At 28.6% G+C, this 24,271-nt stretch carries 25 protein-coding genes; 12 read left to right on the top strand and 13 right to left on the bottom strand.

What is annotated here, in order from left to right; translation table 11 throughout:
• Positions 1-3 precede the first annotated feature (3 nt).
• The 3 genes from pdhA to KO506_RS10250 form a co-directional block, all read right to left on the bottom strand.
• A complete protein-coding gene (pdhA, locus tag KO506_RS10260; protein WP_215994814.1) occupies positions 4-993 on the bottom strand; it encodes a pyruvate dehydrogenase (acetyl-transferring) E1 component subunit alpha in 990 nt (329 codons plus the stop codon).
• 135 nt (positions 994-1,128) lie between these two features.
• The gene (locus tag KO506_RS10255; RefSeq protein WP_215994813.1) at positions 1,129-1,800 is read right to left on the bottom strand and encodes a hypothetical protein; all 672 of its coding nucleotides are present in this window, start codon (positions 1,798-1,800) and stop codon (positions 1,129-1,131) included.
• Between the two features lie 77 nt (positions 1,801-1,877).
• Complete coding sequence (locus KO506_RS10250) at positions 1,878-2,546, bottom strand: M15 family metallopeptidase (RefSeq protein ID WP_215994812.1); 669 nt, start codon at positions 2,544-2,546, stop codon at positions 1,878-1,880.
• 70 nt (positions 2,547-2,616) lie between these two features.
• Between KO506_RS10250 and KO506_RS10245 the strand changes: the two genes are divergently transcribed.
• A complete protein-coding gene (locus tag KO506_RS10245) occupies positions 2,617-3,027 on the top strand; it encodes a DUF2721 domain-containing protein (protein WP_215994811.1) in 411 nt (136 codons plus the stop codon).
• Between the two features lie 2 nt (positions 3,028-3,029).
• On the opposite strand, the gene KO506_RS10240 is transcribed toward KO506_RS10245, so the two are convergent.
• Both KO506_RS10240 and KO506_RS10235 read right to left on the bottom strand, forming a co-directional pair.
• Positions 3,030-3,686: an HAD family hydrolase gene (locus tag KO506_RS10240; RefSeq protein ID WP_215994810.1), complete on the bottom strand. Its 657-nt coding sequence runs from the start codon at positions 3,684-3,686 to the stop codon at positions 3,030-3,032.
• A 1-nt stretch (position 3,687) separates the two neighbouring features.
• Entirely contained in the window at positions 3,688-4,104 is a 417-nt protein-coding gene (locus KO506_RS10235; RefSeq protein ID WP_215994809.1) for a thiol-disulfide oxidoreductase DCC family protein, read from the bottom strand.
• A 180-nt stretch (positions 4,105-4,284) separates the two neighbouring features.
• On the opposite strand from KO506_RS10235, the gene KO506_RS10230 reads away from it, so the two are divergent.
• From KO506_RS10230 to KO506_RS10215, 4 genes are read left to right on the top strand one after another with little or no spacing between them, the layout of a single operon-like run.
• The gene (locus tag KO506_RS10230) at positions 4,285-4,977 is read left to right on the top strand and encodes an ABC transporter ATP-binding protein (RefSeq protein ID WP_215994808.1); all 693 of its coding nucleotides are present in this window, start codon (positions 4,285-4,287) and stop codon (positions 4,975-4,977) included.
• Positions 4,978-4,979: 2 nt separating this feature from the next.
• Positions 4,980-6,212 carry an ABC transporter permease gene (locus KO506_RS10225; protein ID WP_215994807.1) on the top strand — a complete coding sequence of 411 codons (1,233 nt, stop codon included), beginning with the start codon at positions 4,980-4,982 and terminating at the stop codon, positions 6,210-6,212.
• A 2-nt stretch (positions 6,213-6,214) separates the two neighbouring features.
• Positions 6,215-7,459 (top strand): ABC transporter permease, encoded by a 1,245-nt coding sequence (locus KO506_RS10220; protein ID WP_215994806.1) that lies wholly within the window; start codon positions 6,215-6,217, stop codon positions 7,457-7,459.
• A 17-nt stretch (positions 7,460-7,476) separates the two neighbouring features.
• A complete protein-coding gene (locus KO506_RS10215; protein WP_215994805.1) occupies positions 7,477-8,592 on the top strand; it encodes an efflux RND transporter periplasmic adaptor subunit in 1,116 nt (371 codons plus the stop codon).
• Positions 8,593-8,665: 73 nt separating this feature from the next.
• Here the strand turns inward: KO506_RS10215 and KO506_RS10210 are convergent, their stop codons facing one another.
• Positions 8,666-9,499, bottom strand: coding sequence for a DUF1853 family protein (locus tag KO506_RS10210; protein WP_215994804.1), 834 nt, complete (start codon positions 9,497-9,499; stop codon positions 8,666-8,668).
• 56 nt (positions 9,500-9,555) lie between these two features.
• Between KO506_RS10210 and KO506_RS10205 the strand changes: the two genes are divergently transcribed.
• The gene (locus KO506_RS10205; protein WP_215994803.1) at positions 9,556-10,230 is read left to right on the top strand and encodes a DUF2461 domain-containing protein; all 675 of its coding nucleotides are present in this window, start codon (positions 9,556-9,558) and stop codon (positions 10,228-10,230) included.
• Between the two features lie 59 nt (positions 10,231-10,289).
• On the opposite strand, the gene KO506_RS10200 is transcribed toward KO506_RS10205, so the two are convergent.
• Complete coding sequence (locus KO506_RS10200) at positions 10,290-11,633, bottom strand: MATE family efflux transporter (RefSeq protein ID WP_215994802.1); 1,344 nt, start codon at positions 11,631-11,633, stop codon at positions 10,290-10,292.
• 93 nt (positions 11,634-11,726) lie between these two features.
• Between KO506_RS10200 and KO506_RS10195 the strand changes: the two genes are divergently transcribed.
• From KO506_RS10195 to KO506_RS10185, 3 genes are all read left to right on the top strand, one after another.
• Entirely contained in the window at positions 11,727-12,125 is a 399-nt protein-coding gene (locus tag KO506_RS10195; protein ID WP_215994801.1) for an acyl-CoA thioesterase, read from the top strand.
• 135 nt (positions 12,126-12,260) lie between these two features.
• Positions 12,261-13,382 (top strand): DEAD/DEAH box helicase, encoded by a 1,122-nt coding sequence (locus KO506_RS10190; protein ID WP_215994800.1) that lies wholly within the window; start codon positions 12,261-12,263, stop codon positions 13,380-13,382.
• Complete coding sequence (locus tag KO506_RS10185; protein ID WP_215994799.1) at positions 13,383-14,003, top strand: trimeric intracellular cation channel family protein; 621 nt, start codon at positions 13,383-13,385, stop codon at positions 14,001-14,003.
• Positions 14,004-14,055: 52 nt separating this feature from the next.
• Here the strand turns inward: KO506_RS10185 and KO506_RS10180 are convergent, their stop codons facing one another.
• Complete coding sequence (locus tag KO506_RS10180) at positions 14,056-17,310, bottom strand: S41 family peptidase (protein ID WP_215994798.1); 3,255 nt, start codon at positions 17,308-17,310, stop codon at positions 14,056-14,058.
• Positions 17,311-17,383: 73 nt separating this feature from the next.
• Here KO506_RS10180 and KO506_RS10175 point away from each other — a divergent pair, with 73 nt between their 5' ends.
• The gene (locus tag KO506_RS10175; protein WP_215994797.1) at positions 17,384-17,848 is read left to right on the top strand and encodes a MaoC family dehydratase; all 465 of its coding nucleotides are present in this window, start codon (positions 17,384-17,386) and stop codon (positions 17,846-17,848) included.
• A 16-nt stretch (positions 17,849-17,864) separates the two neighbouring features.
• Here KO506_RS10175 and KO506_RS10170 read toward each other — a convergent pair whose 3' ends face one another.
• Positions 17,865-18,296 carry a hypothetical protein gene (locus KO506_RS10170; protein ID WP_215994796.1) on the bottom strand — a complete coding sequence of 144 codons (432 nt, stop codon included), beginning with the start codon at positions 18,294-18,296 and terminating at the stop codon, positions 17,865-17,867.
• Positions 18,297-18,415: 119 nt separating this feature from the next.
• On the opposite strand from KO506_RS10170, the gene KO506_RS10165 reads away from it, so the two are divergent.
• Positions 18,416-18,859, top strand: coding sequence for a hypothetical protein (locus KO506_RS10165; RefSeq protein ID WP_215994795.1), 444 nt, complete (start codon positions 18,416-18,418; stop codon positions 18,857-18,859).
• A gap of 1 nt (position 18,860) precedes the next feature.
• A complete protein-coding gene (locus tag KO506_RS10160) occupies positions 18,861-19,061 on the top strand; it encodes a helix-turn-helix transcriptional regulator (protein ID WP_215994794.1) in 201 nt (66 codons plus the stop codon).
• A gap of 4 nt (positions 19,062-19,065) precedes the next feature.
• Here KO506_RS10160 and KO506_RS10155 read toward each other — a convergent pair whose 3' ends face one another.
• From KO506_RS10155 to KO506_RS10140, 4 genes are read right to left on the bottom strand one after another with little or no spacing between them, the layout of a single operon-like run.
• The gene (locus KO506_RS10155; protein ID WP_215994793.1) at positions 19,066-20,463 is read right to left on the bottom strand and encodes a TolC family protein; all 1,398 of its coding nucleotides are present in this window, start codon (positions 20,461-20,463) and stop codon (positions 19,066-19,068) included.
• Positions 20,464-20,491: 28 nt separating this feature from the next.
• Positions 20,492-21,856, bottom strand: coding sequence for an HlyD family secretion protein (locus KO506_RS10150; protein WP_215994792.1), 1,365 nt, complete (start codon positions 21,854-21,856; stop codon positions 20,492-20,494).
• Between the two features lie 9 nt (positions 21,857-21,865).
• Entirely contained in the window at positions 21,866-23,530 is a 1,665-nt protein-coding gene (locus KO506_RS10145) for a peptidase domain-containing ABC transporter (protein ID WP_215994791.1), read from the bottom strand.
• 4 nt (positions 23,531-23,534) lie between these two features.
• Entirely contained in the window at positions 23,535-24,206 is a 672-nt protein-coding gene (locus KO506_RS10140) for a TetR/AcrR family transcriptional regulator (protein ID WP_215994790.1), read from the bottom strand.
• Positions 24,207-24,271 lie beyond the last annotated feature (65 nt).

Below are 24,271 nucleotides of genomic sequence, written 5' to 3'. Positions count from 1 at the left end.
ATCTTAACTTATAAAAGGATAATCTTCTTGTTCATAAACCATATCATATAACTGTTGAGTTTCTGGATATGGAGATTCTTCTGCGAACTTTTCGCATTCTTTTACTCTACTTTTTACTTCTTTATCAATTACAGAAATTTCTTCTTCTGTTGCATAACCTTTTTCTAAGATAATATCTTTTACTTGAGTTATAGGATCAATTTTTTTATACTCTTCTACTTCGTCTTTTGTTCTGTAGTGTTGAGCATCAGACATTGAGTGACCTCTATATCTGTAAGTTTTCATTTCTAAGAAAGTTGGTCCATCACCACGTCTTGCTCTTTGAATAGCTTCATCAACAGCTTCTGCAACTTTAATTGGGTTCATTGCATCTACAGGACCACAAGGCATTTCATAACCTAAACCAAGTTTCCAAATATCTGTATGATTTGCAGTTCTATCAACAGAAGTACCCATTGCATAACCATTATTTTCAACAATAAAAATTACTGGTAACTTCCATAACATAGCCATATTAAAAGCTTCGTGTAGAGAACCTTGTCTAGCAGCACCATCACCAAAACAAGTTAAAGTAACACCATCACTACCTTTATATTTGTCTCCAAAAGCAATTCCTGCTCCTAAAGGTATTTGACCACCAACAATTCCATGACCACCATAAAAACCAAATTCTTTAGAGAAAATGTGCATAGAACCACCCATACCTTTAGAGGTACCTGTAGCTTTACCATACAATTCAGCCATAACACGTTTAGGGTCTTCTCCCATACCAATTGGTTGTACGTGGTTTCTGTAAGCGGTAATCATCTTATCTTTTGATAAATCCATTGCATGTAATGCTCCTGCTAAAATAGCTTCCTGTCCATTATACAGGTGTAAGAATCCTCTTACTTTTTGCTGAATGTAAACAGATGCTAACTTGTCTTCGAACTTACGCCAGAAAAGCATGTCTTTGTACCAATCTAAATAGGTTTGTTTGGTGATTTTTTTCATTCTTTAGTGTTTGTTGTTATTTTTTGTTAGATTATAAACTTACGCAAATAATCTTAATGACAAAAATAATGGTTTTATAAAGAATAAAAAAACTTGTGTTTTAAAATTTACAGCAAAAAACTAAAGAAATATAGATTATTTGTCTTTTGCTATAACTAAAGTTGCTTTAGCACCTGTAGCTAAATTCCATTCGTTAGATGAAATTAGCATACCAGCATCATTATAAACCTTAAAAGCAGCTGTATTTGGTCCTGAAGAACCTTGGTTTAATGCTTTAAATGCAATTTTATTAATACCTACGTTTAATGGAATATTAAATTTTTGATAACTCGTTTTTAAAAGTATGTTATAAATTAATGGAACATCGTTTACAAAAATAGTAACTCTATCTCCATCAGGATATTGGAAATCTCTACAAATAATATTTACACTTTTAGAACTAGTTCTAAAACTACCTAAATCTTGGTCTATTTTTGGTATTATATATTTACCGTTAATTTTTTGGAAAGATTTTAAAAAGCGTTGCTCGTTTAATTTTGCTTGAGAAAGAATTCCTTTATTTTTTAAATTGTCTTTTTTTTGTTCTTTTTTTAGCTTTTCTTTTTCTGCATCATAAGCTTTTTGAAAACCTTCTGTTCCATTTATTTCGATAGATTTTGGTTTATTTATTTCTTTAGAGTTTTTTAAAACAATAGATTTAGTTTTACCTTTTTCTTCAGTACCTTTATTTGTGTCTAATTGAGCAGCTATTTTTGTAGTAAAACATACACAAAAAATAATCGTTAAATATTTTAAAATTAGTTTCATATTTTTAAATTTCTGGCAAGAATAATACAAATATAATGCCGATTTTTTTTGAAGCTGTTTCAGTTTTGTTAAAATTGTTATTGAATAGGAAAATTAAAGTACGTTTTAGGAAAAGGTTCATTTTTTAATGTAAAATGCCACCATTCATGATCGTAAGGCTTAAAACCATTAGCTAGCATAACTTTTCTTAATAGCATTCTGTTTTCTTTTTGTTTTTTTGTGATATTTGTATAGAAAGGATGAGATTCAATACCAAAAAAATCAAATGGACTTCCCATATCTAATTCTTCACCTGTTTTTTTATCAACAATAGTTAAATCTGTTGTACTTCCTCTTGTATGTCCAGATTTTGATGCGATATAACCCAAATTAAATAATTGTGATTTTGGTACTTTAGGATAATATTGCTGTTTCATTAAAGTATCATTCAAAACCTTTGCCCATCTTACAAAATGATCTACAGCTTGTTGTGGTCTGTAAGCGTCAAAAATTTTAAGACTTAAACCTTTTTTGTTTAAAATAGTCTGCACTTTTTTTAAAGCTTCTGCCGTTTCTTTACTAACAATAACGCAATTGTTTATATAACCATCAATAGGTTTACCTATAAAGTTATTGTTACTTAAATAGCGTAATTCTTTTTGAATACTAGTATCAACATCAGCTAAATATACAAAGCCTTTTGGTAGTTTTTGTGCACTTAAAGTAAAATTGAAACTTAGAATTATTATTAAAAGAAATTTTTTCATATTTCAAAAATAGAGAAAAATTTAAAGCTTATCTTATAATAGAAATTATTCTTTATTTTTGATGTTATATATGGAACAACTAACATTAACTACACCTGCATTATTGTTTTCGGCAATCTCTTTAATTATGCTTGCTTATACAAATCGTTTTTTGGCTTATGCATCTGTCATTAGAAGTTTACATGATAGATATTTAGAAAAAAAAGATGATTCTTTGCTAAGGCAAATTAAAAATTTAAAAACAAGGTTAAATTTAACAAGGTATATGCAAATTTTCGGAATTACAAGTTTGTTATTCTGTGTATTAACAATGTTTTTAATTTACATTGGTTTTTATACCATTGCTGTTTGGGCTTTTGGTATTGGTTTAATTCTGTTACTTATTTCTTTAGCTTTGCTGATAAAAGAAATTCAGATTTCTGCTAAGGCATTGCAACACCATATAAATGATATTGAAGAATATTTAGGTGAAAAAAAATAAAGTTACAAAAGAGCTTTTAAAGTATTAAAGTCATCAATAACAAAATCAGCATTTTTTAAAGATTGATCTGCAACCATAGGATTTTTAAATCCGAAGACAAAAATACCAGCATCGTTTGCGGCTTTAATTCCGTTATCAGAATCTTCAATAACAATACAATTTTCTTTTGGTGTATTACCTAAAAGAGCCGCTTTTTCAAAGATTTCTGGGTTGGGTTTAGATTCCGTTAAATCTGCACCACTAATTTTAGCGTTAAAATAAGAGTTTAAATTGAAACGATTAAAAACTCTATCAATATTTACCATAGCAGAAGAAGAGGCTAAAACTAAAGTTAACCCTTTATTGTAACAATGTTTTATAAGTTCTTCTACACCTTTTACTAAATGTAAAGTTGGGTCGTTTTCAAAGAAATTTACATAACGTTTTCTTTTATCTATTACTAAATCTTCTGGTTTTAAAGCTAAATTAAAATGCGCTATTAATTTCTGAAAAGTATTTATTGTTGATGATCCTGTGAGTGTTTTATAAAGTTCTGGAGATACATCAACTCCAATAGAAGTAAATGTTTCATAATATGCTTTTTTATGGATTTCTTCTGAGTCAATTATTACTCCATCCATATCAAAAATAACGCATTTAATTTCTTTTGGTATTATCATTTTAATTTAAAAATTTAGCTTTTAATTCTATGGTTGGTATCAAACAGCTTTCTTTTTTGCCAAACCATTTGTATCTTTTTTTTGCAATAAAATCGTAAATGAAATTTCTGAAAGACTCAGGAAAAAGAAAACCTAACTGGGTTATTTTCCAAATTCCACCAAAATCGTTCATTATATTTAAAGCGGCTGTAGATTTTATATCATAAGAAATTCCAGGTTCGTACAAGATAATTGAATCAACTTTTTGAGTATCTATATTTAATTGACTTGTAATTTTTTTACCAGTTTCAGATTGTAAAGCAGCAAAAATAAAGGTGTTTTTCTTATCATATTTTATAACTTTTAAAACGGAATTATTGCACAGATTGCAAACACCATCAAAAAGAATTAATTTTTTATTTAAAGGAATATCAACCATAAAATCAGTTTACAAAGTAAAAAAACAAAATTACTTTAACTTTTTTTAAAAAACCTTGTAACATTTTTTTAATTCTAACGTCTTATGTTTGTATTGTTAATTTGCAATAGCTTTTAACATAATATTAATAAAGGCTATCATTAGCATTCAATACTTTAGTAGTTAAATTAACCAAACCAAATGATTAGAATAGAAAAACTACACAAATCTTATCCGATAGGAAAAGATTCTTTACACGTACTTAAAGGAATTGATTTACACATAAAAGAAGGCGAGTTTGTTTCTATTATGGGTTCTTCTGGTTCAGGAAAATCTACATTATTAAATATTGTTGGTTTATTAGATATTCATGACGAAGGTGATTATTATTTAAATGGTCAGCTTATTAAGGATATGAATGAGAAAAAAGCCGCTCTTTTAAGAAACAAATTCTTAGGATTTATTTTTCAATCTTTTAACCTTATCTCATACAAAACAGCATTAGAAAATGTTGCTTTACCTTTGTATTATAAAGGTATGAATAGAAAAGATCGTTTAAAAATTGCTTTAGATTATTTAGAAAAAGTAGGTTTAAAAGATTGGGCAAACCATTTACCAAACGAGCTTTCTGGAGGGCAAAAACAACGTGTTGCCATTGCAAGAGCTTTAGTAACCAAACCAAAAGTAGTTTTAGCAGATGAGCCAACAGGAGCCTTAGATTCTACAACAACAGATAATGTAATGGATTTGTTAAAAGACATTAATGATGAAGGAATGACAGTTTTTGTAATTACGCACGAAGAAGAAGTTGCAGAACAAACTAAAAGAATTGTACGTTTAAAAGATGGTCTTATTATTAGTGATGAATTAACCAAAGCGTCTAAAGCAGTATAATTATGTTTGATTTAGACAGATGGAGGGAAATTTTTCAGAGTATCAATAAAAACAGATTACGTTCTGTAATGTCTGGTTTTACAGTTGCATTTGCCATTTTATTATTTACTCTGTTATTTGGAATTGCGAATGGACTTGGTAATTTTTTTAAAGGTGCTTTTTCAGATGATGCTCAAAACTCAATGTTTGTTCGTGTTTGGAAAACATCTAAACCTTATAAAGGTTTGCAAACAGGTAGAAGAGTACAATTAAAAAATGCTGATTATAATTTTGTTGCTGATGAATATGAAAATAAAATTCAATATCAATCTGCACGTATTTATAAGAATTTTTCTATAAAATACAAAAGTGAAGCTAGTACATACAATATTAGAGCGGTAAATCCTGATCATCAATTTTTAGAAAAAACAATTATTAACGAAGGTAGGTATTTGAATGAAAGAGATTTAAAAGAGAAATCTAAAGTAATTGTAATTGGTAGATTGATTAAAAAAGATTTATTTGGAGAAAAACCAGCACTAAACAAACGTGTTAATGTTAACGGAAGTTCTTTTTTAGTTATTGGTGTTTTTTCTGATGACGGGAATGATAATGAAGAAAGAATAGCATACATACCAGTAACTACATCACAAATGATGTATGGTAATAATGATTATATCAGTCAGATAAATTTAGGTTATAATCCAGAATTAAGTACAGATGCAGCCATTGCTTTTGGTAATAAAATGGAACGTGATTTAAGAAAGAGGATGGGTATTCATCCAGATGATCAAAGTGCATTATCTGTAAGAAATATGGCAGAAGCCAATAAATTTATAAGTACTGTGTCATTAGCTCTGTTATTTATAATAGGTTTTATTGGTTCAGGAACTTTAATAGCAGGTATTATAGGAATTTCTAATATTATGATTTTTGTAATAAAGGAAAGAACTAAAGAATTTGGAATTAGGAAAGCTTTAGGTGCAAAACCATCATCTATAGTTGGTATGGTTGTTCAAGAATCTGTTTTAATAACAACCATTGCAGGTTATGCAGGTTTAACCTTAGGAATTTATATTTTAAGTTTAATTGGCAACAGTTTAGAAGAAGACTATTTTATTAAAGATCCAAGTGTAAGTTCTGGAATTGTAATTGGAGCAACAGTAATCTTAATTCTTTCAGGGTTAATTGCAGGTTATGTACCCGCAAAAAGAGCAGCAAATATTAAACCTATTGTAGCATTAAGAGCAGATTAATTATGAAGTTTTTATTCGAATCAGATACTTGGCAAGAAATTTACGGAAGCATTCGTAAAAATAAAGTAAGAACTGCAATTACAATAATTGGGGTTTTATGGGGTATATTTTTATTAGTGGTTTTATTAGGCTCTGCAAGAGGTTTAGAAAATAGCTTCAATAAATTATTTGGAAACTTTGCCACAAATAGTGTTTTTGTTTGGACACAGTCTACAGATACTCCTTTTAAGGGATTTCAAAAAGGTAGAAGATTTAGTTTAACTATGAACGATATTGATGTTCTAAAATCTGAATATTCAAATGAAATTAAATTATTAGCCCCAAGAAACCAAACAAATAACTTAATTATAAAAGATTTTAAATCTGGCGACTTCAGAGTAAGTGGAGATTATCCGATTTTAGATCAAATTCAGAAAAAAAAGCTAATATATGGGCGTTTTTTAAATGAAAATGATATTTTAAATAATTCAAAAGTTACAGTGATATCAGAAGACATGTATAAACAGTTATTTGATATTGATGAAATGCCAGTTGGACAATATATAAAAATAAATAGTATTGGTTACCAGGTTATTGGAGTCTATGAAGCATCAAATGTAGGTAATTTTGATGGAGATTGTGCTTACATTCCTTTTACTACATATAAAAGAGTATACAATACAGCCAATAAAGTAGATTGGATGATGATTACTGCAAATGAGAATGTTGATATTGAGCAAATGGAAAGAGATGTTATTTTGACCTTAAAAGGCTTGCATAAAGTACATCCAAATGATGAAAGAGCTTTTGGTAGTGCCAACTTGGGTAAAGAAATAGGAAAAATAACAGGGTTTTTAACTGGTATGCAGTTTTTAACTTGGTTTGTAGGGATTGCAACTTTAATAGCAGGTGTTTTTGCAATTGGAAATATTTTGTTAATAACAGTAAAAGAAAGAACTAACGAAATTGGAATTAGAAGAGCTTTAGGGGCTACACCAAAAAGTATACGTCAACAAATAATTTTAGAGTCAGTTTTCTTAACAACAATTGCAGGAATGCTAGGGATTATTTTTGGAAGTCTTATTTTATTTGGAATTGACTCCGCAATTGGGCAAGGAGATGACGCTGTTTTAGTAAACCCAACAGTTAATATTCCAATTATTTTAATAGCATTTATTACATTAATTATATTAGGAACCTTAATAGGATTAATTCCAGCACATATGGCAACAGTAGTAAGACCAATAGAAGCATTAAGAGAAGAATAAAATCAATCAACTAAATCATGAGTAAAAAAGCAAAAATTATTTTAATTATCATAGCAATAGGTTTTATTGCGGCATTAATTTGGTTCGGAAAAAAGAACAAAACAAGTATTGTAGAATACGAAACAGAAACGCCTTTTAAAACTACAATTGTTAAAAAAACGGTAGCTACAGGTAAAGTAACTCCTTTAGAAGAAATTGAAATTAAGCCACAAATAACAGGTATTATCGATAAAATAATGCTTTTAGAAGGTTCTAAAGTAAAGAAAGGTGATTTAATTGCAACTGTAAGAGTTGTACCTAATGAGCAATCTTTAATTAGTGCAAAAGGTAGAGTAGATAATATTATAATTAGCTTGAGTAATGCAGAAATTTCTTACAAAAGAAATAAAAATTTATTCGATAAAGGTGTAATTTCTAGACAAGAATTCGAAAATGTAGAATTAACTTATAATCAAGCAAAGCAAGATTTAAAAAATGCTCAAAACGATTATATGATTATCAAGAAAGGTTCTGCAGGTTCTGGTGGTTCTGCAAACACAAATATTATGGCTCAAATGTCTGGAACAATTTTAGAAATTCCGGTTAAAGAAGGAGACCAAGTAATACAATCTAACAACTTTAATGCAGGTACAACTATTGCATCTATTGCAGATATGAGTAAAATGATTTTTGAAGGTAAAGTAGATGAATCTGAAGTTGGTAAATTAGTAAGTGGTTCAGATATCGAAGTTTCAATTGGTGCTATAGAAGGTAAAATGTTTCCTGCAAAATTAAACTTTATTGCACCAAAAGGTACAGAAGAATCTGGTGCAGTTCAGTTTAAAATTAAAGCGGATGTTTCTTTGGATGACAACTATTTTATTAGAGCTGGTTATAGTGCAAATGCAGACATTGTTTTAGAGAAAAAAGACAGTGTTTTATCTATTAAAGAAGCATTATTAAAGTTCGATAAGAAAACTGAAGAACCTTATGTAGAAGTAAAAACGGGTGAAGGTACTTTTGAAAAAAGAACTTTAAAACTAGGAACTTCTGATGGTGTAAACGTAGAAATTTTAGACGGAGTTTCTGAAACTGACGAAATTAAAATTTGGAACAAAGTTTCTAAAGATGACAACAATGAAGGAAATAACTAATTAAGTTATAACTTTAATAAGGATAAAAAAAGGAACTCATTTTTTGAGTTCCTTTTTTTTTATGAAATAAATTTTATTGCTGATGTTTAAATGGCTTCCACCAAACCAGAAAAAATTTAAAAATTTCTCCATTTTCTTTTTTAATCCAACAAAAAGGAGAGAAATTTCTGGCTAAATATTCTGCAGATTCTGCTTTAAAATCAGTAAAATTTAACCATTTTACATTTTGATGTGGTATCATTAACCAATCTTTTTTACTTGGGATAAAAAATTTACAATCATTAAATGCTTCAAGTTCTTTTTGGTTAATGTAAAAACCACCAATACAATCAGTATTTAAAGTTTTTAATTGTATATTTTTATACGAGTAAGGCACAAATAATTGTGCTTTAAAATACACTTGTTGAGTTATTTTTTTTGATGATAATTGGATACTCTCTAAATAATTTTCACATTCATTAGAGTAGAGTAGTGGCAATTGTTTTTCCTTCAGTTTAATTAGTTTTTCAACCAAAGTATCTTTTCTGTTTGGGCCAATAAAATGTTCAATTTCAGTAGTTCCAACAGAGTCATCAAACAAATAAAACTTATAAATAATTTCTAAATGAATTGGTTTTTCATCTTTTTTGATGATACAATCCAATTCACCTAAAGTTATTTTGTTTTGCTGAATTTGAATGTTCTCACAAAGTATATTAATATCTTTTTCTTGTTCTAATTGATACGAAACAAAACGTTCTATATATTTACCTAATCTTAGTTTTTCATCAATATTAATATCAATTTTTACTGATTTGGGTTCAATTTTAAATTGATGCAATTCTAATACAACATTACTTTTCCACAAACTAGGAGTTTGTAAAAAACCATCATATCTTTTTTGAATGTCTTTTGTTTTTTGATGCATTTCAAAATCGAAGTTACAAATCTATTTTGTAACTTGAGGTTTTAAATTTAATTAGAATGCAACTAGAAAAATCTACTTTTCAATTTTTAAAAGATTTACATAAAAACAATAATAGAGATTGGTTTGCAGAGCATAAACCAAAATATACAGAAGCACAACAAAATGCTAAGTCAGTTTTTTTGGCTATAAATGATAAATTATCTGAACATGATGAAATTGAAAAATCGAAGATGATGAGAATTTACAGAGATGTTCGCTTTTCTAATGATAAAACACCTTATAAAGCACATTTTGCAAATTCGTATTCAAGATTAGGCAAAGAATTAAGAGGAGGTTATTTTTTAAGAATAAGACCAGGAGAATCTTTTTTAGCTGGCGGATTTTGGGAACCCAACAAAGACGATTTATTTAGAATTAGAAAAGAAATAGAACAAGATGCATCAGAAATTAAAGAGATTTTGGAAGATGCAACTTATCAAAAACATTTTGGAAATAAATTTGATAGTTTTAGCGAATTAAAGACAGCACCAAGAGGTTTTGATAAAGCACATCCAGATGTAGATTTATTGCGTAAAAAAGGTTTTATTGCTACCAAAAACTTTACAGATGCAGAAGTTTTATCAGAAGATTTTATAGATCAAGTAGATGAAAGTTTTAAAGCTTTACGCCCATTTTTTAATCTGTTTAGCGATATTTTAACGACTAATTTAAATGGTGAGTCTTTGATTTAATTAAGTGATATAAAAACAAATTTTACCGAGTTTCTACCTAAAAGTATTCTAAGATAAAATTAAGCAGAAATCAAATTTTTATCAATCTCTCTTTTTAAAACCAAAACAGTTACTAAAGTAGATAAAATATCTGCTATTGGGAAAGACCACCAAACCCCAGCAACACCATAATATTTGGGTAAAATATACGCTAAAGGAATTAAGAAAATTCCTTGTTTTAAAAGTGTTAAAAATAAAGCTGGCATCGCTTTTCCTGCAGCCTGAAAATAGGCAGAACCAATTAATTGCATGGTTATAATTGGAGTTGCAATAAACACAATAAGCATTGCATTTGGTGTTTCTTGTAAAAGGGTAATATCATTTGTAAAAATTTGAATTACTTGCTCTTTAAATAGAATAATAGCGAGAAAAATGATAGTACCTAATATCGATCCAAAATAAATAGATTTTTTAATGGTTTCTTTTACTCTATCATTCTTCTTAGCGCCAATATTAAATCCTGCAACAGGTAAAAATCCTTGAGAAACTCCCATTACTGGGGACAGTGAAAACATCATTACACGATTTATAATTCCGAAAATTGATATTGATATTTCTCCACCATACGTAAAAAGTGAGTAATTTAAAACAATCATTAACACACTAATGGCTCCTTGTCTTACCACAGAAACTCCACCCAATTCCACAATTTCTCTTACAATTTTACCATTTAAAGCAAAATTTTTCGGTATAATTTTTAGCTCACTTTTGTTCGATAAAAAGAAATATAAAATATACAAACCAATACTTGCAAAAGAAATAGAAGTGGCTAAACCAGCACCAGTCATTCCCCAATCAAAAAAGTAGATAAAAACAACATCTAAAACAATGTTTAAAATTGCTGGAATTATCATTGCATACATTGCAAATTTAGGTTTTCCTTCTGCTCTAATTACAGGATTTCCCATCATTGCAAATGCCAAAAATGGCACTCCAAAAATTACCATTGCAAAATATTCTGATGCAATTGGTAAAATATCTCCTTTTGCACCAAATAAATTTAAAATAGGTACACTAAAAAAGTTACCTAAAAGTACAAAGACAATAGCTAAAATTAGTGTTAAACAAATCTGATTACCAAAAGTTAAAAAAGCTTTTTCAGAGTTTTCTGCTCCTAAAGCTCTAGAAATAATAGAACTTCCTCCAATTCCAATTCCCATACCTATAGAAGAAATTAAAAAGGCAATTGGTAAAACTACAGTTATGGCTGCAATTGCTAAAACACCTACCCATTGCCCAACAAAAATAGTATCAACAATCATATTTAAAGACATTACAAGAATCCCTATTGTTGCAGGAACTGCTTGTTTTATCAATAAACTATTTATTTTTTCTGTACCTAATTCGTTTGCTAATTTTGCCATAAGAATTTACAAAGATCATCATTAATTAAAGGTTTAGGCGAATTCTAAGTTTTATTATTGTTAAAGATATATTAAAATATATATGTTTGTATAATGAATAAAAAGGAAAATATATTTACATTAAATATTACTGTTTCTGTAGAAGATATAGACAATTTAGAACATGTAAATAACTTAGTTTATGTAAAATGGATGGATAAAATTGCTACTACTCATTGGTCTTTTTTAACTAAAGATAATCCTTTGCCACAATATGTTTGGGTTGTAATGAGGCACGAAATTGATTACTTAAAACAAGCTGGTTTAGGTGATGAAATTACTGTTAAAACTTGGGTAGGTGAAACCAGAGGAATAACATCTGTGCGTTTAATGGAGTTTTATAAAGAAGATGTATTATTAGTAAAAGCAAAAACAACATGGGTAATGTTAAATTCAAAAACTTTTAAGCCAGCAAGAATTAGAGAAGATGTTTTAAAAGTATTACAGAATTAAATTATTATAATTTAAAAATTTTTACAATAAAACCTCTCTAAAACTAAAGTTCATTTTGACTATTTTTTAGAGCAATTTATGTAATTTGTTTCATTACACATTAATAAAAGTATCTTTGCACAAAATTAAGAAACAATGTCAACATTTTCTGCACTCGGAATTCGTAAAGATTATATAAAATCAATAAAAGAAATAGGGATTTCTAAGCCAACTGAAATCCAAGAAAAAACAATACCAATTTTATTAAAATCAACTACAGATTTTATTGGTTTAGCTCAAACAGGAACAGGGAAAACTGCGGCTTTTGGTTTGCCTGTTTTACATCAAATTGATGCTAGTTCAGAGCATATTCAAGCCTTAATTTTATCGCCTACAAGAGAATTAGTACAGCAGATAAAAAAACAATTATTCAAGTTTACAAAATACGTTGATGAACGTATCTTTTTAGAAGCCGTTTTTGGTGGCGAAAAGATTGACAGACAAATGAATAATTTAAAAAGAACAACGCATATTGTAGTTGCAACTCCTGGTAGATTAATAGATTTGATTGAAAGAGGAGCAATAGACATTAGCCACGTAAAAACAGTGATTTTAGACGAAGCTGATGAAATGTTAAGTATGGGTTTTAAGCAAGATTTAAATAGAATCCTAAAATTTACAACAAAGTTAGATAGAAAAACTTGGTTATTTTCTGCTACTATGCCAGAAGAAATTAAGAAGATTATTAAAACTTATATGGATGGAAATGCACCAAGAGTAGAGATAAACCCTAAATCTTTGGTAAATGAAAACATTAGACATCACTTTGTAAAAACTACCATTAAAGAAAAAACAGATTTAATAATTACTTTTCTAGAAAAAAGAGAGGCTCAAAGAGGTATTATTTTCTGTAGAACTAAAGCTGGTGCTCAAAATTTAGCCAAACAATTAATAGAAGAAGGTTTTTCTGCAGCAGCATTAGAAGGAGATATGCAACAAAAAGAACGTGATAAAGTAATGCGTGCTTTTAAAAATGAAAGTTTACAATATTTAATTTCTACGGATGTTTCTGCACGTGGAATTGATGTAAAAGAGTTAGAGTTTGTAATTCATCATCAATTACCAGAGCAAACAGATTATTATACACATAGATCTGGAAGAACTGCAAGAGCAGGAAAAACGGGTGTTTCTTTAGCTTTAGTTTTGCCTTATGAATTAGAAAGAGTACACCAACTTCAGAAAGAATTAAACATAAAGTTTACGGAAGTTACTGTGTAAATGGAACTAATTTATGTTTTAGACATATTAGGAACTTTTGCATTTGCAATTAGTGGAGCTTTGGTAGCTTCTAATAAAAAGTTCGATTTATTTGGCGTGATTATTATTGCCTTTGTAACTGCTGTTGGAGGAGGAATGTTGCGTGATGTTTTAATTGATGCACATCCTATAAATTGGATTGGCGATTTAAATTATTTATGGACAATTTTAACTGCTGTTGTTTTAACTTTTCTATTTAAAAGAAAAATTGCATTTTTAAGTAAAACTCTTTTTTTGTTTGATACTATTGGTTTAAGCGTTTTTACCTTATTAGGTTTGCAAAAAGGGTTAAGTTTTAATTTACATCCAATTATTGCCATAATTATGGGGATGATTTCTGCAGTTTTTGGTGGCGTTTTAAGAGATGTTTTAACAAACAAAGTTCCGTTAATTTTTGAAAAGGAAATTTATGCTTCTGCTTGTTTAATTGGTGGAGTTTTTTATTTAAGCCTTTCTTATTTTGAACTTTCTGAAAATATTGTTTTTATCATATCAGCTTCTATAATTGTAATTATTAGATTAATTGCGGTAAAATTTCATTTAGAATTGCCCAAAATTAAAGATGATTTATTTGTAAAATAATAAAAAAGCGAAACTGTAAAGTTTCGCTTTTTTTTTATGTAAATCTATAAATTTATTTCACATCTTTTAAGAGCTCTTGAATAGAACGAATCAGCTGTTCATCAATTCCATTATCAACTTTACCAGGCATATTTTTAACTTTAATAGTAGGTTCAGTTTGGTTGTTTTCCATCCATTCACCAGCTTTATTTTTAGCACTTACAGGTACAACACCCCAATAACCACCATTTTGTAAACCTTCCCAACCAGCAAAACTACAAGTTCCTGGAACTGGCATACCAACTGTCTTTCCTATTTTTAAATCAGTATATCCAGAAGCATAACAATGCCCATCAGAATACATACTTTCATTAAAAATAGATAGTGTTGGTTTTGTCCATCTAGAAGTAGGTTCACCACCCACAACTTTAGCTTCTGTTGCATAAGTTATAAAAGGAACACCAGTAAAAAACATTGCTAAATCTGCAACTAAATCTCCACCACCATTAAAACGAGTATCTATAATTACTCCTTTTTTATCAGCATATTTACCCATCATATCTTGATAAATACTTCTATATGGGCCATCACTCATACCAGGAATATGGACATAACCTAATTGACCTTTGCTTTCTTTTTCTACTTCTTTTTCATTGATTTTCACCCATCTATTGTACAATAACCTACTTTCTGCACCTAACGAAATTGGCTTAACAGTAATCGTTTGAGTTTTCTTTGTCTTTGGATCTAAAACTTCTAATAACATAAATTTTCCTGATTTTCTATTCAGGTATTTTGCTAAATCTTCGTTATCTGCAATTGTTATTCCGTTTATTTTTTTGATGATATTTCCTTTTTCAATTTTAAATTTGGCTTTGTCTAAAGGTCCTCCAGAAATTATTTCATCAATTAAAATTCCACCTTCTTTAAAATCGTAATCCATAAAAATACCTAAAGATGCTGTTGCATCTGCGTTAGAAACGTTGCTGCCACTGTAACCTGCCCCTGCATGAGAAACGTTTAATTCTCCTAACATTTCTGATAACATTTCAGAAAATTCGTAACCATTAGAAATATGTGGTAAATATTTTTGATATTCTTCTTTCATTTTAGCCCAATTAATTCCGTGAAAATCTGGGTGATAAAAAATAGCATTGGTACGTATCCAAACATGATCGAACATAGCTTTTCTTTCTGCATATTCATCTAATAAAATTTCACCTTTTATAGAAACACCTTCTCGTTTTTTACTTGCAGGATTTAATTTTGTGATTCTTCCACTACTTAGTAAATAAAGGTTTTTCATTTCTTTATCCCATAGTAAACTTCCAGAACGTGTGTTTAAAGGCATTAACATTTTTGTTTCTTTGGTTCTTAAATTAGTGCTCCAAAGATTTGATTTCCCTTCAAAACTTGCTAAATAATATAAAAAATCACCTTTTTTAGACAGCACAGCATCACCCAAACTAGAAGAGTGAATCGTTAATCTTTTGGTTCGATCTTTCATATTTGCCCAATCAAACTCAAGTGTTTTTGTTTTGTCTTCTTTTTTATCGTCTTTTGATTTGCTATCTTTTTTCTTCGATTTTTTGTCGTCTTTTTTATCTTTCTTTTCTTCTTCTTTTTTCTTTTTCTCTACTTCTTTAATGGCTTGCATTAATTTGTAATCCTCATCACTTAAATTAAATTCATCCCAAGCATCTTGTGTAAAAAACATACTATAAACGTCAGATTGAGAACGACCACTAGTTGCATAAGATTTTAATCCGTTTCTATTACTAAACCATAACATTTGTTTCCCTCCATTTACCCATTTAGGATAATAATCATAATAACCACTTTCATTTAAATTGATTCTTTTAGAGCCATCAGCAGCCATTAAAAGTACTTCACTATTGCTTAAAGTTTTGCTCCAATCTACCAATAACCATTTACTATCTGGACTCCAAGTAAAGTATTTATCTCCATCTCTCATATGAAATAAGTCTTTTGGAGTTAAAAGTGTAGTTTCTTTTTTAGAAGCAATATCTACTATTTTAAGTGTTCTTCTGCCTTCTATAAAAGCTATTTTTTTTCCATCTGGTGAATATTCTGCCAAGTAATTATCTAGCTTGTTTTCTATTAAAGAAGATTCTTTTACTAAAGTTGCAGCGTAGAAAAAAGGCTCTTCTTTTCTGATTTTTTCAGATTTAAAAACACTCCATTTTCCATTTCTTTCGCTACTGTAAATTACTGATGTTCCTTTTGGTCCCCATGAAACAAAACGTTCGTTTTCGGGAGTATTTGTTAATCTTTTAGTAAAAGATTTGTCTACAGAAGTTACAAAAACTTCACCTCTGGCAATAAATGCAATTTCTTTACCATTTGGCGAAACTGACATTTCTTGAATTCCGCCATTTACAGAAACAAATTTTTCTGTATTTTCTTTATCTTGAGTAATAATTTTTACGTCTACTTTTTCTGGTGATGTACCTTCTTCCATGGTATACAACTCTCCATCATAACCAAAAGAAATTACTCCATTTGCTACACTCAAAAAACGAACAGGATGTAAACTAAAGTTGGTTAGTTTTTCATCAGATTTAGATGCTAAATTCATTTTATGAATATTAAAAGAACCACTTCTTTCACTTAAATAATACATGCTTTTTTCATCAGTAGTAAAAAATGGATGTCTGTCTTCTGCTTTGTTAGAAGTTATCATTTTATGACTGTTTGTTTTTGCATCATACAGCCAAATGTCTCTAGTTATAGAAGATGTATGATGTTTTCTCCATTCATTTTCGCCTCCTTTTTTATCGTGATATAACATTGTTTTTCCATCTTTAGAATACTGTATATATTCTGCAGGAATTGTAAATATTTGAGACACTCTTCCAGAATTTACAGGAACACTATACAATTCAGATTGTGAACGATGTGGATATTGTCTATGATTTACATCATCTTGTCTTAAAGCTCCAAAAACTATATTTTTATCATCCGAAGAAAAAGAAAACGGAATTTCATCATTAGAATGGAAAGTTAATCTTGTTGCAGTTCCACCATCAGCATTCATTACATAAATATCAAAATTACCATATCTATTGGATGCAAAAGCTATTTTAGAACCGTCCTTGCTCCAAATTGCTTTGTAATCGTGCGCATTATGATAAGTAAGTTGTTTTGCAGTTCCTCCATTAGCATTCACTTTATACAAATCGCCTTTGTAAGTGAAAGCTATTTGAGTTCCATCTGGAGAAATTGAGGAATGTCTCATCCATTTGGGATTGTCTTGGCCGTAAATTGAAATTGATAAAAATGTAAGAAAAAGTAGGATTGGTCTCATAGTTGAAAAAATTTGTCTAATTTAATTAATTGAAATAGCATTATAATGATAAAAAAGTTAAAAAAAAACTAATATGAAGCCATTAGAATTTACTAATTTTAAAAATTTTAAAATGATGATAGGTAAGGAGTTGCCTGTTGGAAATTGGTATACAATTTCTCAAACCATGATTAATGATTTTGCAAATGCAACTTTAGATAAACAATGGATTCATATTGATGAAAAAAGGGCAGAGAAAGAGAGTCCTTTTAAAAGTACTGTAGCTCATGGTTTTATGTCTGTAGCTATGATTTCTAGAATGTTAGAAGAAACTTTTGTAATTAAATCTGTAAAAATGGGCTTAAATTATGGTTTAAATAAAGTCCGTTTTCCAAATCCTGTTCCTGTAAATAGTCAGTTAAGAATGCATTCTTCAATTAAAGATATAGAAGATTTAAAAAACAACGGAATTAAAATAACTTTTTCTTGTACTATAGAAATAAAAAACCAACAAAAACCAGCTTGTGTTGCTGAATTTTTGGTGGCTTTATTCGAATAAATAAATTTGTTTGTTGCTATGCTAAAATTCCGGAATTTTCTGCTTTTTTAGCAAAAAATACTAAGTAAAAGCTAATTAAAATAGTAATAATTGGCTGAATTAAACCTGTATTACCATAAACTTCTAAAGCATTTGTCATAAAAAATGAATAAGCTGTTTGTACTAATACACCTAATAAAGAAATGATTAATACTTTATGTGCTGTTTTTTTGCGTACTAAAAGTAAAATACACCCTAGTAAACCAAACCAAACAGCAATAGCAAAAGCAGCTGTTACCCAAGAAGGAGTATTTTCTATTAATTTTAATTGATCTGCAGGAATTAACGCTTTCATATCATCAGTCATAAAAGCTTGTCCTAAATACACAAGCACACCCATTGCATTCCAGATAAGTGCTAAAACAGTAATTATCCAGAAAGATTTAGAAGGTTTTGTAGTTGTTGCCATAATTTAAAAGTTTGGTTAGTTGATGTTATAAATGTAATAAAAATATTTGTGTAATTTTAAAATGTAAAGTATATTTGTCATTATAATAAATAAATTTGTCAATTTGTAAAATAAATAAGATGTCTAAACAGTCAATTTGTGAAAGAGAACGAAGTCAGTTAGAGAAAATGAACAAGTTTCAATTGGGTTATCAGTATAAAAAAATCGGATTAATAATTGCAATTTCTGCTTTTATTTTAATGCTTGGTAGAAAGTTTATAGACAATTCAGAATGGATAAGACCAGTATTACAAGCCTTTTTGTTGGTTGGTTTATTGATAATTTCTTTATCAAAAAGTAAAGAAGAAGATGAATTTATAGATAGTTTAAGATCGCAATCTTATAGGTTAGCTTTTCTGTTAGCCATTGTGTATTCTTTGGTGCAACCTTTAATTAATTATGGAGTAGGATTATTGTTCGATGAAAATGAAACCCTAAAAGGATTTAATTATTTTCAGGTATTATTTTTTATGTTGATTGTACAATTGATGTTCTTTTGGCAACTAAAAAGAATGAATCGTTAATATGAAAAATACTTTAAAAGTACAACGTGCCATTTTAGATTTAACTCAAGATGATTTGGCAAAAAAAATTGGTGTTTCTAGACAAACGATTAACTCTATTGAAAAAAACAGGTATGTGCCATCTACTGTTTTAGCACTAAAATTATCGGCTGTTTTTAATATTTCTGTAAATGATTTTTTTACTTTGGATGACGATGATTAAGCACTTAATTGATAGAAATTACTGCTGCTTTAAACAAATTAGCTTTCGATTTAAAGAAAGAATTTTCTAATTCATTAGCTTTTAATTTGGTTTCTATCAATTTAGATTCTCTGTAATTTACTAAGAACAAAGAACTTTCCCCCAAAAAGAATTTACGTTCTTCTGCTTTTAACAAAGTGTCATAATCTCTTACAATATTGGCAATATATTCACTTTGGATAATGTAAGATTCTAATTCTTGTTGTAAACCATTTATTTTATTTTTTATGGATATTTTAGTGGCTTCATTTTCTAGTTTAGCATCTTGCAATTTAGTTTTTGCAAGTTTTAAATCTCCACGTTCTTTTCTTAAAAAAATAGGTAATTTAAAATTTAGACCAGCTTTGTAATTGTTAATATTTAAAGAATTAGATAGTTCTGGAGTTTCTGTTAAAAAATTATACTGAACATCTAATTTTGGTAATAAGTTGTTTGTTTTTAGTTTTTTATCAATATTTAAACTCTGTATTTTAAATTCTAAAGATTTAATTTTTGGATGATTGTTAATATCAAAATTAGCATTGTTAAAAAGCGCAATATTAAAAGTGGTATCCACTTTATCTAAAGTAGAAACATCAGGAATTATATGGTCTTGTAGTTCAACAGGTGTATTATCATTTATCCAAAGAAAATTAGACAATTCTAATGATGCTTTCACTAATTTAATACGTGCTTTTTCTAAATTTAGTTTTCTATTGTTTAAATTAATGCCAGCTTCTAAAGTATCTATAGCAGGTTTTTCACCTTCTTGAAAAGCTCTTTTTGTAGTCTTAAAACGGATGTTTGCATTTTCTAAAAAATCATCATAAACCAATTTATCATTATAGTTTTTTAACCAGTTAAAATAGGAGAGAGCTGCATTGTATAAAATTTCATTTACCAATATTTGTTGCTCTTCTTTTGCTTGATTTATATAGAATTTTGCTTGTTTTAAAGCTGCCATTCTTTTATTAATTAGCAAACCGTTTAATAAAGAAGCAGAAACACCAACAGCATATAAACCATCTGTAGGCACTGTATATTCTGGATTTAGGTATTCGCCTTCATTATCTTCAAAGTTAGCTTTAAACTCTAATCCATAATAAGTTGGTATTTTAAAAGCGCCATTTAATTTATTATAATATTCTTTTTCTTTAAATTTCTTTTGATTAAAATCAATCTCAATTTTAGGATCAAAAGCACCTCTTGCTTTCAGTAATTTAGCTTCGCTATTATTAATTACTAAATTGGCTTGTTTTACAATTGGGTGATATTTTTTTACATAGCTTAAATATTCTGATAAGCTCATCACAGACGTTACTTTTTCTTGTGCAGAAAATGTAGCGAACATCAATAAAAACAGTGTTAAAATGTAATTTTTCATCGATTTAAAATCTAAAAATGAATTGCTGTTATTTTTTCTTTTTGCTGTCCGTTTTTCCTTTGTTATTGGTATCAGGTTGATAATAATTAGGAGGAAAGCTGTTTAATTGTCGCCAAAGTTCAAACCAAATTGGTACATCTTCTAAAAGAGCAATTGTTTTTGCACCAGAACCAACTCTAATTGCACCTGGCCAGTTATGATCTGTTTCGTCTGGTGCTAAAAGCACTCTATATTTTCCATTATCGCTTATAAAATTTTCTATGGCAACTACTTTTGCTCCATAAGTTCCGTAAGAAACATTTGGCCAACCAGAAAATACAATTGCTGGCCAACCATCAAACTGAACACGAACTTCTTCACCAATATGTAAAAGAGGTAAATCTATTGGTCTTACAAAAGTTTCTACAGCTAAATCGTATTTAATTGGCATAATACCCACTAAACCTTCACCTTCTTTAAAGTTACCTCCAATTCCGCCTTTTAAAGCCTTGTTAATAATCGCATCAAAAGGAGCAGTAACATTTAATAAACTATTTCTTGCTTTGTAATTACTATTACTATTTTCTAATTTAGAAACCTGTGCTTTAGCATCATAACCACTAGATTGTGCTGTAAAACGATTGCTTTCTGCTTTCGAAATTTTATCTGCATAACTTGCTTTTACTCTAGATATTTCAACTTTAGCGTTTAAAACATCATTTTTTGTAGCTAATAATTTGTTTTCTTTTCCAACTAATTTCGCTTGAGTTTCTTGTAATTTTAAACGTTTTTCTTCAACATCTTTTACAGCTTTTAAACCTTCGTTTTGTAAAGTTTGAGTTCTGGTAAATTGTCTTTCAGCAATTTTAATATTTGTTTTTGCAGCCTCAAAATCTATACTATCACTTTTCACTTTTAATTTAGATTGTAATAATTTGTTTTGGGCTTGTTCTAGTTTTAGTTTTCGTTCTTCTTTTAAAGCAATTATTTGTCTGTCTAAAGCTTCTACTTTAAATTGATAAGCATTTACAGAAGAGGTTTTTGCATTAATTTGCTCATTAGTTCTTTCTATTAATTTGTTATCAAAATAATCGCTTTTTACTTCGGATATTCTTAAAATAACGTCACCTTTTTTTACAGTATCTCCTTCTTTTACAAGCCATTGTTCTATTCTTCCAGGAATTTGAGATTGAATAGTTTGTGGTCTTTGATCTGGTGTTAATGTAGTTACTAAACCATTACCAGTAATATTCTGGGTCCAAGGTAAAAAGAGGGTAATAAACCCGAAGATTGCTGCTGCAAGTAAAAATTTATTAAAAGACTTGTAATAATTTTTAGCAAAAATATTTTTACCAGATTTAAACTTTTTTAAATCTACAGTCTTATTTAATTGGTTGTTAGAAATGTTTAACATGACTTTTTCTTAATTTATAGATTTAATTTCTCCTTTTTCTAAAGTAATAACCTGATTACATTTCGTTCTCCAACTCTTTTTACTACTCACCACAATTAGAGACCAAGGTTTTTTTACATTGGTTAAATAATCAATAATTCTTACTGTTTCTTCTAGATTAAATTGATCTAAAGGATCTTCTAAAATCATTATTTTAGGTTGCTTTATAATGGCTCTTGCTAAAATTATTTTTTTAGCAATTGTATAAGACATTTGTTTACCTTCTGGATATAGAATAGTGTCTAAACCACTAGGTTGCTCTTTTAAAAATTGTGCTAAACCTACAACTTCTAAAATTTCAAAGATTTCATTGTCTTTAACTTTGTCATTACCAAAAATTAAGTTTTCTCTAATTGTACCTTCAAAAGGTGTTTCCTCTGAAAGAGATAAACCTAGTTGAGACCTGTAATGGTTTCTGTGTAAGCTGCTTAAAGATAAGTTGTTTACATAAATGTTACCAGAAGTAGGTTCTATAATTCCAGAAATTAAACGTAATAAACTAGATTTACCAGCACCACTTTCTCCCATTACCAAAATTCTACTTTCTGGTTTTAAGGTTAATGAAATATTTTTAATGATCGATTTTTCTCTATCTTCTACATCGTAAAAAACTTCATCTAGCTCTAAGTTTAATCCGTTTTTAAATATTGGTTTTTCACCAATTTGAGACTCTAGCTCTTTGTCTACAACTTGTCCTATTTTTTCGATGGATGTTAACACGTCATAAAAAGATTCTAAACCAATAATTAATTTTTCTACAGAACCAATTACTAAAAGTATAATAATTTCTGCAGCAACAAATTGACCAATATTCATTTCTTGGCTCAATACTAAAGCGCCACCAATTAATAACAAACTTGCAGTAACAATTACTTTAAAACCAATCATTTGACTGAATTGTAAGAGTAAAACTTTAAAATGATTTTCTCTTGCTTCTAAATATTTGTTAACCAGGTCATCATTTTTTGTCATGGCTAAATTGGTATTACCAGAAAGTTTAAAACTTACCACAGTTCTAGCTACTTCTTGTATCCAATGTGCTACTTTGTATTTAATTTTAGACTCTAATAAGCTGGTTTCTAAACCTCTTTGTGCAGTAAACTTAAAAACTATGAAAATTAAGAATAATAAAAGAATACCAAAAATGATAAAAAAGGGATGATAGAATGACAATAAAATTAATGCAAAAATAATTTGTAGAATTGCAGTTGGTACATCAATTAAAATTTTAGATAAACCTTTTTGAATTGTAATTGTATCGAAAAAACGGTTTGCTAATTCTGGTGGATAATAATTGTGCAATTCGTTCATTTTTATTTTCGGAAAACGATAGCTCAATTCAAAAGAAGCTCTTGTAAAAATTCTTTGTTGAATTGTTTCTATAATTCTTAATTGCATTAGCTGTAGAGCTCCAGAAAAAAGTACTCCAATTGTAACTACAACTACCAAAACTACCCATGAAGTAGATACTTGTGCACCTTGTATTAAATTGATAATAGCTTGTATACCAAGAGGTAATGTGAGTGCTACAAATCCGCCAAAAATAGCGTAATAAAATATCTGAAAAATATCCTTTTTTTCTAATCTTAACAATCCAATAAAACGTTGCCAAGGAGTTAGTTGTTTGTTTTCCATTGAATTAATTTAAAGTTTGATGAATGAGGTTTGTAAAAAATTTTGTTGGTGTTTTTCCTTTTTTAGCATTGGTAATTTTGGGAAAATGCTCGTGTAAAAAATGTTGATGTAAACCACCTTCAATAATGGTACTTGCCAAACTTAAAGGGAATTTATAGTTAGGGTTTACATCAGCAATCATATTTTTTAATCTTAATATTAAACGTTTGTAGACTTCAAAATAGCCTTCTTTATTGTCTTTGTCTACTTTTTTAGTTAAAAAAGATTTAGAACTTTCGTTCACTATTATTTTATATAATATGGTTTCGTTGATATGCGAAAAATTACTGTCTTTTTCAACAGTTTTTGTAACAATATGTATTGCTTTGTTCAATTTTTCTTTTTTATCAGAAATACTAAAAGTTTCTAATACAAGTTGGTATTCTAACCAAGCCCAATACCAAGAAGATAAGTAGAGTAGAAGTTTATGTTTGCTTTCAAAATACCTGTAAATAGAACTTTCGTTCGATTTAATTTTAACACCTAATTTTTTAAAAGTAAAACTTTCAAAACCAATATCATTAATTAAAATAATGCTATTTTCTATAATTCTTTTGCCTAATTCTGAGGTTTCTGGATCTTTTATAAAAATTTTATTGGGTACAGATATTTTTAAAACTGATAATAAATCTTTCATACTTGATAATTAAAAGTGCAAATATAATAGTATTACTATTAAATATGAAATTAATTTATTTTTTA

It is taken from the genome of Polaribacter vadi, from assembly GCF_018861005.1.
Classification (GTDB): domain Bacteria; phylum Bacteroidota; class Bacteroidia; order Flavobacteriales; family Flavobacteriaceae; genus Polaribacter; species Polaribacter vadi_A.
This window is presented reverse-complemented; position numbering and strand designations above follow the sequence as displayed.

Bases quoted from the DNA above. Each gene is read 5' to 3' on its own strand.
- pdhA (WP_215994814.1), bottom strand. From the start codon at position 993: ATGAAAAAAATCACCAAACAAACCTATTTAGATTGGTACAAAGACATG.
- KO506_RS10255 (WP_215994813.1), bottom strand. From the start codon at position 1,800: ATGAAACTAATTTTAAAATATTTAACGATTATTTTTTGTGTATGTTTT.
- KO506_RS10250 (WP_215994812.1), bottom strand. From the start codon at position 2,546: ATGAAAAAATTTCTTTTAATAATAATTCTAAGTTTCAATTTTACTTTA.
- KO506_RS10245 (WP_215994811.1), top strand. From the start codon at position 2,617: ATGGAACAACTAACATTAACTACACCTGCATTATTGTTTTCGGCAATC.
- KO506_RS10240 (WP_215994810.1), bottom strand. From the start codon at position 3,686: ATGATAATACCAAAAGAAATTAAATGCGTTATTTTTGATATGGATGGA.
- KO506_RS10235 (WP_215994809.1), bottom strand. From the start codon at position 4,104: ATGGTTGATATTCCTTTAAATAAAAAATTAATTCTTTTTGATGGTGTT.
- KO506_RS10230 (WP_215994808.1), top strand. From the start codon at position 4,285: ATGATTAGAATAGAAAAACTACACAAATCTTATCCGATAGGAAAAGAT.
- KO506_RS10225 (WP_215994807.1), top strand. From the start codon at position 4,980: ATGTTTGATTTAGACAGATGGAGGGAAATTTTTCAGAGTATCAATAAA.
- KO506_RS10220 (WP_215994806.1), top strand. From the start codon at position 6,215: ATGAAGTTTTTATTCGAATCAGATACTTGGCAAGAAATTTACGGAAGC.
- KO506_RS10215 (WP_215994805.1), top strand. From the start codon at position 7,477: ATGAGTAAAAAAGCAAAAATTATTTTAATTATCATAGCAATAGGTTTT.
- KO506_RS10210 (WP_215994804.1), bottom strand. From the start codon at position 9,499: ATGCATCAAAAAACAAAAGACATTCAAAAAAGATATGATGGTTTTTTA.
- KO506_RS10205 (WP_215994803.1), top strand. From the start codon at position 9,556: ATGCAACTAGAAAAATCTACTTTTCAATTTTTAAAAGATTTACATAAA.
- KO506_RS10200 (WP_215994802.1), bottom strand. From the start codon at position 11,633: ATGGCAAAATTAGCAAACGAATTAGGTACAGAAAAAATAAATAGTTTA.
- KO506_RS10195 (WP_215994801.1), top strand. From the start codon at position 11,727: ATGAATAAAAAGGAAAATATATTTACATTAAATATTACTGTTTCTGTA.
- KO506_RS10190 (WP_215994800.1), top strand. From the start codon at position 12,261: ATGTCAACATTTTCTGCACTCGGAATTCGTAAAGATTATATAAAATCA.
- KO506_RS10185 (WP_215994799.1), top strand. From the start codon at position 13,383: ATGGAACTAATTTATGTTTTAGACATATTAGGAACTTTTGCATTTGCA.
- KO506_RS10180 (WP_215994798.1), bottom strand. From the start codon at position 17,310: ATGAGACCAATCCTACTTTTTCTTACATTTTTATCAATTTCAATTTAC.
- KO506_RS10175 (WP_215994797.1), top strand. From the start codon at position 17,384: ATGAAGCCATTAGAATTTACTAATTTTAAAAATTTTAAAATGATGATA.
- KO506_RS10170 (WP_215994796.1), bottom strand. From the start codon at position 18,296: ATGGCAACAACTACAAAACCTTCTAAATCTTTCTGGATAATTACTGTT.
- KO506_RS10165 (WP_215994795.1), top strand. From the start codon at position 18,416: ATGTCTAAACAGTCAATTTGTGAAAGAGAACGAAGTCAGTTAGAGAAA.
- KO506_RS10160 (WP_215994794.1), top strand. From the start codon at position 18,861: ATGAAAAATACTTTAAAAGTACAACGTGCCATTTTAGATTTAACTCAA.
- KO506_RS10155 (WP_215994793.1), bottom strand. From the start codon at position 20,463: ATGAAAAATTACATTTTAACACTGTTTTTATTGATGTTCGCTACATTT.
- KO506_RS10150 (WP_215994792.1), bottom strand. From the start codon at position 21,856: ATGTTAAACATTTCTAACAACCAATTAAATAAGACTGTAGATTTAAAA.
- KO506_RS10145 (WP_215994791.1), bottom strand. From the start codon at position 23,530: ATGGAAAACAAACAACTAACTCCTTGGCAACGTTTTATTGGATTGTTA.
- KO506_RS10140 (WP_215994790.1), bottom strand. From the start codon at position 24,206: ATGAAAGATTTATTATCAGTTTTAAAAATATCTGTACCCAATAAAATT.